Annotated in this window: 13 protein-coding genes and 1 tRNA gene; 10 read left to right on the top strand and 4 right to left on the bottom strand. The window is 42.2% G+C overall.

Translation table 11 applies throughout. The annotated features are described in order from the left end of the window. Window positions 1-107: 107 nt before the first annotated feature. From IPM95_10440 to IPM95_10450, 3 genes are all read right to left on the bottom strand, one after another. Window positions 108-701 carry a hypothetical protein gene (locus tag IPM95_10440; protein MBK9329707.1) on the bottom strand — a complete coding sequence of 198 codons (594 nt, stop codon included), beginning with the start codon at window positions 699-701 and terminating at the stop codon, window positions 108-110. A 156-nt stretch (window positions 702-857) separates the two neighbouring features. Continuing rightward, window positions 858-930: transfer RNA gene (locus tag IPM95_10445), tRNA-Lys, on the bottom strand. 117 nt (window positions 931-1,047) lie between these two features. Then, entirely contained in the window at window positions 1,048-2,034 is a 987-nt protein-coding gene (locus IPM95_10450; GenBank protein ID MBK9329708.1) for a PhoH family protein, read from the bottom strand. A gap of 89 nt (window positions 2,035-2,123) precedes the next feature. Here IPM95_10450 and IPM95_10455 point away from each other — a divergent pair, with 89 nt between their 5' ends. The 3 genes from IPM95_10455 to aroB are packed head-to-tail and all read left to right on the top strand — an operon-like array spanning window position 2,124 to window position 4,276. Further along, the gene (locus tag IPM95_10455; protein ID MBK9329709.1) at window positions 2,124-2,891 is read left to right on the top strand and encodes an SAM-dependent chlorinase/fluorinase; all 768 of its coding nucleotides are present in this window, start codon (window positions 2,124-2,126) and stop codon (window positions 2,889-2,891) included. Continuing rightward, window positions 2,888-3,184 carry an antibiotic biosynthesis monooxygenase gene (locus IPM95_10460; protein ID MBK9329710.1) on the top strand — a complete coding sequence of 99 codons (297 nt, stop codon included), beginning with the start codon at window positions 2,888-2,890 and terminating at the stop codon, window positions 3,182-3,184. The genes IPM95_10455 and IPM95_10460 overlap by 4 nt, the downstream gene beginning before the upstream one ends. A gap of 39 nt (window positions 3,185-3,223) precedes the next feature. Then, window positions 3,224-4,276: a 3-dehydroquinate synthase gene (gene aroB, locus IPM95_10465; protein ID MBK9329711.1), complete on the top strand. Its 1,053-nt coding sequence runs from the start codon at window positions 3,224-3,226 to the stop codon at window positions 4,274-4,276. Window positions 4,277-4,301: 25 nt separating this feature from the next. Here aroB and IPM95_10470 read toward each other — a convergent pair whose 3' ends face one another. Beyond that, a complete protein-coding gene (locus IPM95_10470; protein ID MBK9329712.1) occupies window positions 4,302-4,985 on the bottom strand; it encodes an SDR family oxidoreductase in 684 nt (227 codons plus the stop codon). 102 nt (window positions 4,986-5,087) lie between these two features. Between IPM95_10470 and IPM95_10475 the strand changes: the two genes are divergently transcribed. The 7 genes from IPM95_10475 (at window position 5,088) to aqpZ (ending at window position 12,460) form a co-directional block, all read left to right on the top strand. Next, window positions 5,088-5,852 (top strand): ABC transporter permease, encoded by a 765-nt coding sequence (locus IPM95_10475; GenBank protein MBK9329713.1) that lies wholly within the window; start codon window positions 5,088-5,090, stop codon window positions 5,850-5,852. 15 nt (window positions 5,853-5,867) lie between these two features. Further along, complete coding sequence (locus IPM95_10480; GenBank protein ID MBK9329714.1) at window positions 5,868-6,653, top strand: ATP-binding cassette domain-containing protein; 786 nt, start codon at window positions 5,868-5,870, stop codon at window positions 6,651-6,653. A gap of 31 nt (window positions 6,654-6,684) precedes the next feature. Then, on the top strand, window positions 6,685-7,560 hold the full coding sequence (sucD, locus tag IPM95_10485; protein ID MBK9329715.1) for a succinate--CoA ligase subunit alpha: 876 nt from the start codon (window positions 6,685-6,687) through the stop codon (window positions 7,558-7,560). 175 nt (window positions 7,561-7,735) lie between these two features. After that, window positions 7,736-9,832, top strand: a complete 2,097-nt coding sequence (locus tag IPM95_10490; GenBank protein ID MBK9329716.1) for a VWA domain-containing protein — start codon at window positions 7,736-7,738, stop codon at window positions 9,830-9,832. A 32-nt stretch (window positions 9,833-9,864) separates the two neighbouring features. Continuing rightward, window positions 9,865-10,476 carry a hypothetical protein gene (locus tag IPM95_10495; GenBank protein MBK9329717.1) on the top strand — a complete coding sequence of 204 codons (612 nt, stop codon included), beginning with the start codon at window positions 9,865-9,867 and terminating at the stop codon, window positions 10,474-10,476. Window positions 10,477-10,629: 153 nt separating this feature from the next. Further along, window positions 10,630-11,559, top strand: coding sequence for a malate dehydrogenase (mdh, locus tag IPM95_10500; protein ID MBK9329718.1), 930 nt, complete (start codon window positions 10,630-10,632; stop codon window positions 11,557-11,559). Window positions 11,560-11,752: 193 nt separating this feature from the next. Continuing rightward, entirely contained in the window at window positions 11,753-12,460 is a 708-nt protein-coding gene (gene aqpZ / locus IPM95_10505; GenBank protein MBK9329719.1) for an aquaporin Z, read from the top strand. Window positions 12,461-12,529: the final 69 nt, after the last annotated feature.

Here is a 12,529-nt window from a genome sequence, read left to right on the forward strand (position 1 = left end):
GCGTTTAGATTTAAGGATCCGGTCAGTGAGCGACAGGTATAACAGAGGCGAGTAATCCAGTGGAACACTCGCCAGTGAGGAGGTGGTGTTGCAAATAGTATGTAGAATCATTCTGTAAGCCATTTGAACCAAGTTTCCTGGGTTATTATAGGTATGTTGTTTTGCAGGCATACACTCATTGTATGTCCTGTTCCTCCATTCATTGGGTTTCCCAAATCATCATAAAATATACCAAAAGTTGCAGGTTTTATATATTCCGTTCCAATTGCTTTAATGGTATCCCGAATTATATATGCGGCTTTTATAGAGTATCGGTTTTTATCACCCGACACATATTGGTCTATTAATTTTTCCATTTTCTTGTTTCTTTTGGATTCATACACTACCTCAGGTTCTGAAGCGATATTTATGTCATCCAATGAAATGGTCTCGTATGCATGATTATTTCTTTGTCTATGCCCGGAGTAAGGTGTAATTACCTGTAATCTTTCATAATCTACTGACCTGACACCTTCAGAAAATAATTGATCAGAGCCGTCTGCATTTCCACTTCGGAAAATCATTTTTTTTGACAAAGATGCCAGCATCTTCCCAAGTGCAATTAGCTTATATTTATCCTTTTCCAAAACTTTTCTCTTACCTTCAAGAAGGATAATTGAATTTTCATTGTCAAATCTGTTAATAAATTCATTTAATGTCATGATTGTTTTTTACGATTACCGGAACTGTTAAAAATAAGCAATTGGCATATTTTTTCAAGATTTTTTAGCAAAAAAGCAATTGCTCTTGTTTAGAATACTTGTTATCATGCCATACGAGTACCTTGGTTAAGGATGAAGGAAGTGGAAAATGGAATGTGACCCCGCAGGGATTCGAACCCTGGACCCGCTGATTAAGAGTCAGCTGCTCTACCAACTGAGCTACGAAGTCATTTATTGAACGAGGTGCAATTTACGATTTTATTGCGTTGTTTTGACCCTCGAGGTTAAAAAAATGAAAAAAGCCGTACTGCAACAGTACGGCTTTGTGTAAAATTAAACAGTCAGCTTAATTGGCATTGCCTTGTCCGTTCCGGAAGTGCTGCTCCCGTTCCGTTTCTTTGTCAAATGCCTTTATAATGTCTTTCACCAATCGGTGACGCACCACATCATCTCCGGAAAGGTGCACCATACCGATGCCGTCGATACCATCCAGAATCTGCATGGTCTTTCTCAAGCCGGATTGCTGGTTTTTCGGTAAATCGATTTGTGTCATATCACCGGTGATGATACACTTGGCGGAAGGGCCGATACGTGTCAGGAACATTTTTAACTGCAGCTGTGTCGCGTTTTGCGCTTCATCCAGAATCATAAAGGCGTGGTCGAGCGTACGTCCTCGCATATAGGCCAGCGGTGCCACCTCAATCACACGGTTCTGCATATAATACGTGAGCTTGTCCGGAGGAATCATATCATCCAATGCGTCGTACAGCGGCCTTAAATACGGGTCTATCTTTTCTTTCAGGTCGCCCGGCAAAAATCCTAAATTTTCACCTGCTTCCACCGCCGGGCGTGTGAGGATAATTTTCTTCACCCATTTATTTTTCAATGCACGCACTGCCAATGCCACCGCGGTATATGTTTTTCCGGTACCTGCCGGCCCGATGGCAAACAGTATATCGTTATTTTCTGAAGAGTCCACCAGTTTCTGCTGGTTCTCCGTTCGCGCACGCACGAGTGTGCCGTTGTTGCCATACACCAAAACGTTATCCTGAAATTGCGGGAAATTCGTTTCATAAGGATTACGCCCGTGCAGGATCTCCTCGATGTGCTTGTCGGAGATTTTTCCGTAGCGTTCGAGGTATTCCACGAGCTGGTGCACTTTTTCGCTGAACACTTCCAGGTCTTCCTGGGAACCGGCAACTATGATCTTGTTGCCTCTTGCGCTGATATTTAGCCTGTTAAATTCTTTTTTCAGGATTTTCAGCTTGTTGTTGTTGAAACCGAAGAACTCTACCTGATCGACAGTTTCTAATTTAATAGTTAGTTCGCTCAATTATTTTCTTATTTTTGTTTTTCAATTCCAAAGAAACGGTTTTTGTATTTCCTTTGGCTTATCAATTTGAAAATAGAATAAAATTTTAAATGGCGGTAATAACGTTATTAACAGACTTTGGAGAAAAAGATTACTATGTAGGCTTATTTAAAGGGGATTTATACTCATCCAGCCCATCAGCCAAGATTGTGGATATCTCACATTCCATACCACCTTATGACATTGTAACAGCCGCTTTTTTTCTGAAAAACGTCTATGCGCACTATCCGAAAGGCACGATTCATATCGTGCGCGTGAATGAACAGGGGCTGGCAAGCCAGAAAATCCTGGCTGCAAAGTACCAGAATTACTATTTCATCGCTCCCGATAACGGAATCCTTACGTTGATTTTTGAGGATAAGCCGGATTTAATCGTGGAAGTGAATATCAAACAGGTAAAACTGAACACGCTGGAAGAATATTATTGCAGGGTGGTGAAAGAAATTATCTTTAACAACAGCATCGGTTCCATTGGCATGGCTATCAACGATTATGTAGAAAAGAAATTTATGACTCCTGCCATACAGCAGGATAAGATTGTGGGTAATGTCATGTATGTCGATAATTTTGGGAACGCCATTACAAATATCCATATCGGTGAGATTGAACGGTTTGGTGCTGAAAAACAGATGCGTATCAATTATCGCAAATACGATTTTATTGAACAGATTGTAACTAATTATTCTGATGTGCCACCAACATACAGCCTGGCACGTTTTAATTCCATCGGATACCTGGAGTTATGCATTAACGGGGGCAGTGCCTCCGATTTATTGGGATTGACCACCGGTGATGCCGTGCAAATATTATTTGAATGATAATACGGATTGTGAAATTAACGATGCGCGAAACGGAAGCAGAAACGTTCAAAATGTATTTTGCTACCGTGTGCGATACCATTCGCCGGCAGAAGGGATGTAACTTGCTGCAGGCATGGCAGGATATCAGCAACCCGGCTGTTTTCTTCACCTACAGTTTGTGGGATAGTGAAGAAGATCTGAACAACTACCGGGATTCCGCTTTCTTTGCCCAATTCTGGAAGACGGTGAAACAATGGTTTGGAGCAAAAGCGGAAGTCTGGAGTTTTGATAAGATAGTGGACTTGCCCTGAGAATTATAGTAAAGATAAATCGGCATTTAGCAATAAGCAATGGAAACAATTTCTTTAAAAGAGTACAGTATACAATTTGATGATTCATTGCAGTCATTAGGTGCTTATTTATCGGAGAATAAGTATTCTGCCGTTTTTATACTGGTGGATGAAAATACGAAAGAGCACTGCCTGCCGCTTTTAAAATCCGTCATTACCGAATTTAATTTAATAGAGACCGAAAGCGGTGAAGAAAATAAAAATCTGCTGGCCTGCGAAAGTATCTGGCAGCAGCTGATGGAACTAGGAGCAGATAGAAAAGCGGTGGTGGTCAACCTCGGAGGTGGGGTGATTGGAGACATGGGTGGATTTGCTGCCGGTTGCTACAAGAGGGGGATTGATTTTGTCAATGTACCCACCACCCTTTTATCGCAGGTGGATTCTTCCATCGGCGGCAAACTGGGGATTGATTTTAAATATGGGAAAAACCTGATCGGCTTATTCCGGAATCCGATGTTGGTGGTGGTTTCTGCTGCATTCTTTAAGACCTTGCCGAAACGCCAGTTTATTAACGGATGGGCAGAGATATTCAAACACGCGCTGATTAAAGATAAAGAACAATGGGAGGTTTATAAAACGACCGATATCTCAACATGTGCCATGAATCCGGTTGTATATGCTTCCTTGCTGATTAAAAAATCCGTGGTGGAAGAAGACCCTTTTGAAAGAGGCTTGCGTAAGATACTCAACTTCGGACACACTATAGGACATGCCATTGAGACCTACTCGCTGGAACATGATTCGGACAGTTTACTGCACGGTGAAGCTATTGCCATCGGCATGATTTGCGAAGCTTATTTATCTGTTCAGAAATGCGGATTGAAAGAAAATGAATTGAAGGAGATACAAACCCTGCTCATTACTCATTTTCCAAAACGGGCTATAGCAGGTTTTGACAGGGATACATTATTCAAAATCATGCAATCGGACAAGAAAAACCAGGGTGATAAGATGCTTTTTGCATTGTTAAATGAAATAGGCAGTTGTGAATATGATGTTGAAGTAACCCATGCGGAAATCGCCGTTGCGATAGACTATTATATTGCCTCATAGTCTTTAGTCTTCTTCCTTGCTCCTTTTAAATATCTCCCAGTTGCGGACGAATCACTATTTCCTCGACAACGGAATTGCCGGATAGCTGCGTGATGGCATAAACTAAATCTGCGATATCCTCCGGCTTGCTGAACCTGTCTTCCGGCAAGTCTGTGTCACCCCAGGAGTCTGTCAGTGTGGCACCGGGGAGGATGGATGTCACTCTTATATTGTAAGGTTTTAATTCCTCTCTTAATGTTTTGGAGAATCCCAGAAGCGCGAATTTGCTGATGGAATAACTGCCGCCGTTTTCATACGCCTTGATACTGGCAATCGAACACATATTGAATATGAATCCTGCTTTCTCCGCCATCATTGCCGGCACTACTTCCTTCGTCAGGTAATAGGCACTGTATAAATTGGTGGCTATCTGCTGTTCTAAAACTCCGTCCTCTTCTTCGGTGATCTTACCCGGCAGGAAAATACCGGCATTGTTGATTAAAACATCCACTTTGTTAAAGTGAGACTGAACAAAACGACCAAATCTTCTTACGTCTTCTCTCACAGCCATATCACAGGAAAAGACAGCGATGGTCGGATGATTCTGCTGAAGTTCTGCTAATTTCTTTTCATTCCGGGAACAAACTAAAACGGAATGGTGGTGAGCGGCAAATTTTTCGGCTATGGCTTTCCCGATGCCCCTGCTGGCACCTGTGATGACGATGTTCATACTATAAAATTATAAATTCTTTTGTCTTTTGACTCATTACCTGTTACTTATTACTAAAAATACATTATTTTTACCCACTTTATAAGAAAACCAAAACAGCAAATGGCAGAATACGTACACGATACCGGAGGCCCCATTTTCCATATTGGAAGATATGTCCTCATGATTAGACGTTGTTTTGTGAAGCCGGAACGTTTTTCCATGTATTGGAAAGAAACGCTTCGCCAGATGGTCAATATTGGTGTTGGTTCCCTGGTGATAATCCTTCTGATTTCCTTTTTTATAGGGGCGGTTTCTGCGGTTCAGTTTGCTTATAACCTGTCCAGTTCCATGGTGCCGATGTATTATGTCGGGTATGTTGTTAAGGAATCCCTGATTTTGGAATTGGCGCCTACCATCTCCTGTCTGGTGCTGGCTGGTAAGGTGGGATCTAATTTATCTTCCGAGCTGGGCACCATGCGTCTGACAGAACAGATTGACGCTCTGGAGATAATGGGGGTGAATACCTTTTCCTATCTGATAGGGCCTAAATTAATGGCAGCCATCACAATGGTTCCGATATTGGTGGTTATATCTGCCGGCACTGGTATCTATGGCGGTTTGCTGGCAGGTTCATTGACGGGATATGTGTCTTCTACGGATTTTATACAAGGGGTATTGATGAACTTTATTCCAAAAAACGTTTATATCATGCTGACAAAAGCAGCAGTCTTCGGGTTTATCCTGACATCAATTTCCTGTTATCAGGGATTTTATGCACACGGAAGCTCCATAGAAATCGGAAAGGCAAGCACCCGTGCAGTGGTTTTAAGCAGTATTATGGTATTGTTTGCTGACCTTATTTTAGCATGGCTATTATTAAACTAACAGATACTACGAAGGATGATAGAAATTAAAGATGTTACAAAAAAATTCGGTGAACAGGTCGTGCTGAACGGAATTACATCTTTTTTTGAAGGAGGGAAAAATAACCTGATTATCGGAAAGAGCGGATCAGGTAAAACGGTGTTGTTGAAATGTATAGTAGGGTTACTTACACCTACCGACGGACATATCCTATTTGACGGGAAGGATTATGTGGCGATGGGAATTGACGATAAAAATGAGATTCGCAGGGAAGTGGGTATGTTGTTTCAGGGAGGTGCCCTGTTTGATTCACTTACAGTGGAGGAGAATGTAAGATTCCCGCTGGATATGTTTACCAAGATGCCGATGTCTGATAAAAATGAACGGGTCAATGAGGTGTTGAAAAGGGTGAATCTGGTAAATGCCAATCATAAATTTCCTTCCCAGCTTTCCGGTGGTATGCAAAAACGTACCGGTATCGCCCGTGCCATCGTGATGAACCCGAAATATTTGTTTTGCGATGAACCCAATTCCGGCTTGGACCCGCAGACCTCCATAGTGATTGATGAACTGATCATGGAGATTACGGAAGAGTATAACATCACCACCATCACCAATACACACGATATGAACAGTGTGATTACAAACGGAGATAAGATAATATTTCTGCATCAGGGCAACAAGCATTGGGAAGGTACCAAAGAGACATTGTTTGAAGCGGACAATCAGGAATTGATTGATTTTATATTTGCATCCGATTTCTTAAAGGAGGCCCGCGATGTACGCTTGAATAAATTAAAAAGTAAACTTAAACAGCAGTGATATTTTGTCACTTCAAAACAGCCAATTAAAGATGAGCATCTTAGTCAACAAAAACTCTAAAGTCATAGTTCAAGGTTTTACAGGTAAGGAAGGAACATTTCACGCAACACAGATGATAGGATACGGCACCAATGTGGTAGGTGGCGTAACGCCGGGCAAGGAAGGTACATCCCATCTGGAAAAGCCTGTTTTTAATACGGTAGAAAATGCGGTGAAAGCCACAGGCGCGGATGTATCTATCATTTTTGTACCGCCTGCCTTTGCTGCGGATGCCATTATGGAAGCGGCGGATGCAGGTATAAAAATTATTGTAACAATTACAGAAGGCATTCCGGTACAGGATATGATAAAAGCGAAGAAGTATGTTACATCCAAAGGTGCAAGGATGATAGGGCCGAACTGTCCTGGAATCATCACCCCGGAAGAATGTAAGCTGGGTATCATGCCCGGGTTTGTATTTAAAAAAGGGAGAATCGGTATCGTATCCAAATCCGGAACACTGACCTACGAGGCGGCAGACCAGGTGGTAAAGGCGGGTTATGGCATTTCAACAGCAATAGGAATCGGCGGAGATCCGATTATCGGCATATCCTCCAAAGAAGCCGTAGAACTCTTTATGGACGATCCGGAAACGGAGGCTATTGTCATGATAGGCGAGATAGGCGGTACCATGGAAGTGGATGCTGCTTATTGGGTAAAAGAGAATATGAAAAAACCTGTAATAGGTTTTATCGCCGGACAAACGGCTCCCAAAGGAAGACGTATGGGGCATGCGGGTGCCATTGTAGGCGGAGCAAATGATACGGCTGCCGCAAAAATGGCCATTATGAAAGAATGCGGCATTCATGTAGTGGATTCACCGGCATTTATAGGTAAAATGGTGGCTGATGTACTGAATAAGCAGTAACAGAACTTGTGCCATAAGGTTTCATACTTCATGCATTCATCCTTAATAACATCTTCTATTTGCATTATTCCTGAAAAATCAGGATACTTGCAGGATAGACGTCGGTTGTAAATTGATTCAATAGGTTATTCTGTTTTTAATTTTTTTACAACTTCCGTTTCTTGACGCAAATTTCATGACTTTCATCTCTTCATATCCCTGGTGGTTTCTGCTTTTCTGTATGGCAACCGGAATCCTGTTTGCCTATCTGCTGTATGGAAGGAGGTCGTATGTTTTTCATGAAAAAGAACACAAAGGATGGAGATATGGATTAGCCTTTATTCGTTTCTTATCAACTGCGCTGATTGCTTTTTTATTATTGTCATTATTGATTAAGCATAAAAAAACCGAAGAAGAAAAACCGGTTATAATTGTGTTACAGGATAACTCCTCTTCGTTGAGTGTGTCCTTTGGCGGCTTTCCGAAAGACCAGTATAAAAAGGCTTTGGGCGCTCTTCAGTATAAGATAAAAGAAAAATTTGAGCTGATATCCTACAGTTTCGGCAACACGCTTTCCGTTTACCAAACCCCGGATTTTTCGGAAAAGGAAACGGATATCTCCAATGCGCTGGAGGAGGTATTCACCCGTCATGGTTCACAGAATATTGGAGCAATTGTTTTGGCATCAGATGGTATTTTCAATAAAGGGAATTCACCGTTGTACATTAAAAATGCATTGGCCGTTCCTGTCTATACTATCGCATTAGGAGACACTGCCATTAAGAAGGATGCGATGATAAAAAGTGTCCGTTATCCTGAGATCGTATACCTCGGGGACCAGTTTACCATCAATGTCCAGATTGAAGCCAATCATCTGAAAGGTCAAAATACGACGCTGGAAATTACTGCTCCGGATGGAAAAGTGATTCTGAATAAAGTCATTCAAGTAACGGAAGACCGGTTTACGTATCAGACGGATGCGATAGCAGATGCCCCCAGACCCGGAGTACAGCAGTACAAGGTAAAGCTAAGAACCCTGGCAGGAGAGGCTATTGCCGAGAATAATTATGATCTTGCCTATGTGGAAGTATTGGATGGAAGACAAAAGGTGCTGATGCTTTATGATGCGCCCCATCCGGATGTCAAGGCTTTTAAAAATGCCATTGAACAGAATAAAAATTACGAATTTGAACAGGCGGATATCAAGATTTTTAAGGGCAATTACAAAAAGGCGGATTTGCTGATATTGTACGGATTACCATCACTAAATACGACCGGTTCCCTGCCCTTGATTCAGGAAATGATGGGTTCCGGAAAACCGTTGTTGTTGGTGTTGTCAGCCGCAACGAATGTTGCACAATTCAATACCCTTCAGAATATCCTGCAAATCACAGGCACCTCTCAGAATGGAAATGATGTCTATCCGGTTTACCAGCCGTCGTTCTCCAAATTCACCACAAATGAAAATACGATAAAGGGTATACAGTCGTTGCCTCCTTTGCTGGCGCCTTATGGGAAATATCTGGCTGCGACGACGTCAGATATTTTCTTGAAGCAGCAGATTGGGAACGTACCGACTAATAATCCGCTGATTCTGATGAACGAAGTGAACGGTAAAAAGACCGGTATCATCTGCGGCGAAGGTATCTGGCGCTGGCGTATGAATGAATTCCTGCAAAACAATAATTTTGATGCCACCGATGAAATTATAAATAAATGTGTGCAGTATCTTACCGTAAAGGCGGATAAAAGAAGGTTCAGGGTGCATACACCCAAAAATATTTACAATGCCAATGAATCCATACAGCTGGATGCGGAGTTGTATAACGAAACCTATGAACTGGTGAATGATGTGGATGCTTCCTGTGTGGTCAAAGGGGATAATGGTAAAGAATATCCGTTTGTATTTGACAAAACGATCAATGCATACTTCCTGAATGCCGGCGTACTTCCGGTAGGAAATTATATGGCCAATGCTAAAGCCACCTACAAGGGGAATACCAATACGGCTGTCTGCAGTTTCTCTGTCCGTCCTGTCTTGATAGAGACTTTATATACTCAGGCCAATCATTCCCTGCTGCGTGTTTTATCGGTACAAAGCGGAGGGAAATTATATTATCCCAATACCATGCAGTCAATAGCAGATGATTTGGAAAAAAACAATCAGGTTAAGTCCATATTATACGATACGTTTTCAACCCGTCCGCTGATAGATATAAAATGGATTTTCGGACTTATCCTGCTTTTGTTGATAAGTGAATGGTTTATTCGTAAATACAATGGAAATATTTGATATTTTTGCGTAACCGATAAAATAGATTTTTCATGAAAAATGCCATCAAAATAGTTCTCTTACTTTTTCTGATTACTTCGCTGAATGCTGCAAAGGCCGTTGAAAAGGGAGATTTTCACGTGATTCTAGCCGCCAATCTTGGGCATCACAGTTTTATACCTATTTATGATCTGGAAGCACCCAATGCAAATACTGGGAAACTAGAAAAATTGGGCTTTATACCCGGTTTTACATTAAATATGGATTATGCTGCCAGCCCTTACTTCAGTATAGGCGGTTGGTTTACGTTTTCCGGCAGGACCTATACCCGTGATTCGCTGAGTGTCTTTAAGGATTTTAAGTACAGAAGTTTCGGATTGGGAGTGCGTGGCGTATTCCATTTGTATCAACTGATTTCCGAGAAAGGAAATACCAAGCTGGACCCGGAAAAATTCGATGTGTATATTCCACTGTCAGTAGGTGGGGGATTTCGCATGAAAAGTAAAGGAACGACCGTTCCTGAATATCAGAAATTCAAAGGTGGTGCCATTGTCGGAACAGGATTGGGGATGTCCTATTTTTTTGTGGAACATATCGGGGCCAATATTGAAGCGGGCTATTGTGAAGGTTCTTATGCCAAAATTGGTCTGGCCTTTAAATTTTAAGGAATTATCAGCAGTTTGATATTCAAGGGCAACGCATAGTGTTGCCCTTTTTTGCTTTTGATTAAAAATTCTTGCTGCGGACTGCCTACTACTCATTACTAATTCGTACCTTTGCCCCGAATTTTTTAAATCTTTAATCCAAAATAAAATCACATGAAAGTTACCGTTGTAGGTGCAGGAGCAGTGGGTGCCACCGTTGCTGACAACATTGCACGTAAAGAATTATGCCACGAGCTGGTATTGTTAGACATCAAAGAAGGTTTGGCGGAAGGCAAGGCCATGGATATGATGCAGACTTCTTCACTTTTGGGATTTGATACTAAAATAACAGGTTCTACGAATGATTATTCCAAGACTGCCGGAAGCGACGTGGTGGTGATCACTTCAGGAATTCCACGCAAACCGGGTATGACACGTGAGGAATTAATCGGTACCAACGCCGGAATCGTTAAGGGTGTGGCGGAAAATATCTTAAAACATTCTCCGGATGCCATTCTGGTTATTATTTCTAACCCGATGGATACGATGACCTATCTTGCATTAAAAGCAACGGGTATCCCTAAGAACCGAGTTATCGGTATGGGCGGTGCCTTAGACAGTTCCCGCTTCAAATTCTATTTGTCGCAGGCGTTGGGTTGTTCTCAGAATGATTTGAATGCTGTTGTTATTGGCGGACACGGAGATACCACGATGATACCTTTAACACGACTGGCAACGCTGAACTCCAATCCGGTTTCCAATTTACTGGATGCAGATAGCTTGAAAAAGGTAGCTGCTGATACCATGGTTGGAGGTGCAACACTGACAGGTTTAATCGGTACTTCCGCATGGTATGCTCCGGGAGCAGCAGGTATGGCGGTGGTGGAGGCCATATTGCGTGATGAGAAGAAAGTCATTACATCCTGTGTTTACCTCGAGGGTGAATACGGTCAGTCTGACATTTGCATGGGTGTTCCGGTCGTAATCGGCAAGAGCGGATGGGAAAAAATCATCGACTACAGACTGAATGACGACGAACAGGCAGCTTTCAATAAAAGTGCCGATGCGGTAAGGGCGATGAACGACGTTCTAAAAACGCTGTAATATTAAATTTTAGGGGTGTTGATAAAAATAACACCCCCCAGATAAAAGATGAAATTCCCCTGTGATAGCTGATTTATATCAATTATTATAATGTGAATATCCGATAAAAAGGGCACTCATTGAGTGCCCTTTTTATTTCTTCCGGTTGATTTGTTTGCAGATTATACATATCTTTCCCAAAAAATACATAATTATGGAAATAAAGAATTTAACAAAGTACCTTGCGGAAGGCATTGGTACCATGGTATTGGTTTTAATGGGCTGCGGCAGTGCCGTCATAGCAGGTGCTGATGGTACCACAGGTGTCGGTTTGCTGGGTATCTCTTTTGCCTTTGGCTTATCAGTGGTAGGAATGGCTTACACCCTTGGCCCAATATCTGGTTGCCATATCAATCCTGCAATTTCTGTGGCGATGCTTGTAGCCGGACGATTAACACCTAAAGACACCGCAGGATACATTATCTCGCAGGTGATAGGAGGCATTGCGGGTGCTGGAATCTTATATATTATTGCCAGTAATCAACCTGCTTTTGAAATGAAAGAATGGGCGCTGGGATCGAACGGCTGGGGCGAGGGGTATCTCGGTGAGTATTCTACGCTGGCGGCATTTATTGCTGAAACGGTGTTTACCTTTATTTTCCTGACAGTTATCTTTGGCACTACCAGTTCCCAAAATTCGAACGGTGCCTTTGCCGGATTGGTAATTGGTTTGACATTGGTATTAATCCATATCGTAGGTATAAAAGTTACCGGTGTTTCCGTTAACCCTGCCAGAAGTATTGGTCCTGCCGTATTTGCAGGCGGTGCTGCATTGACACAACTATGGCTGTTTATAGCTGCGCCGATTGCCGGTGGTGTAGTTGCGGCCCTATTTTGGAAGAAGGTATTGGGCAGAGACTAAACCAACTTGTGAAAAAAATATTAAAAGCATTCAATAGTACCTCTGTTGGATGCTTTTTTTATGTTAAGG

It is taken from the genome of Sphingobacteriales bacterium, assembly GCA_016719635.1.
Classification (GTDB): Bacteria; Bacteroidota; Bacteroidia; order Chitinophagales; family JADIYW01; genus JADJSS01.